This is a genomic window from Rhizobium sp. 01T444 (assembly GCF_056398305.1).
In genome coordinates this window covers 1-536 of record NZ_JBFTPD010000380.1, presented here as the reverse complement: position 1 = coordinate 536, position 536 = coordinate 1, and the positions used below count along the sequence as shown (strand labels likewise).

Here is a 536-nt window from a genome sequence, read left to right as displayed (position 1 = left end):
GCACTACGCCGATGGACGCCGCGCGCAGCTCTCATGTGCGATGGATGTCGCCAATCACCGCTTCGCGAGCATCATCGGCACCGAGGGCGCGATCGAGACCGAATTCCTCAACCACACGAGCGTGCTGGCCGGCGGTCATCCGCATGGCTACCTGCCCAGCCGCATGCGGGTGCGGCGCGGCACGGCGCCGACGCCCTTCGAGGACATCGCCTCGGGCACCGGCAGCGGCTTCCGCTTCGCCGCCGAGGCCTTCGCGGAAGTCATCGCGAAGCGCGACTTCGAAGCGATCGAACGGGCGGCGGCGGCCAGCCTGGACATTGCGGCCACGCTGGAGGCGCTGGCGCAGAGTGCGAAGCAGGGATGCGCCGTGGAACTCTAGGCCGGCTGCCTGGGGCGCGACCAGGGATGTCTAGAACGCGGCCGGCCTCCACTTGAGCAGGCGCTTCTCCAGCGTCGTCAGCAGGAAGTCGGCGAGCAGCGCCACCACCGCCAGCACGATCATCGCGGCGAACACGCCGCTCGCGTTGAAGGCGCCC

1 protein-coding gene is annotated in these 536 nt (G+C 69.8%); it reads left to right on the top strand.

Translation table 11 applies throughout. The features are described from left to right. Window positions 1–379 (top strand): hypothetical protein (locus AC1DTN_RS39040; RefSeq protein ID WP_477925603.1); only part of this gene is annotated, 379 nt, incomplete at its 5' end. Window positions 380–536: the final 157 nt, after the last annotated feature.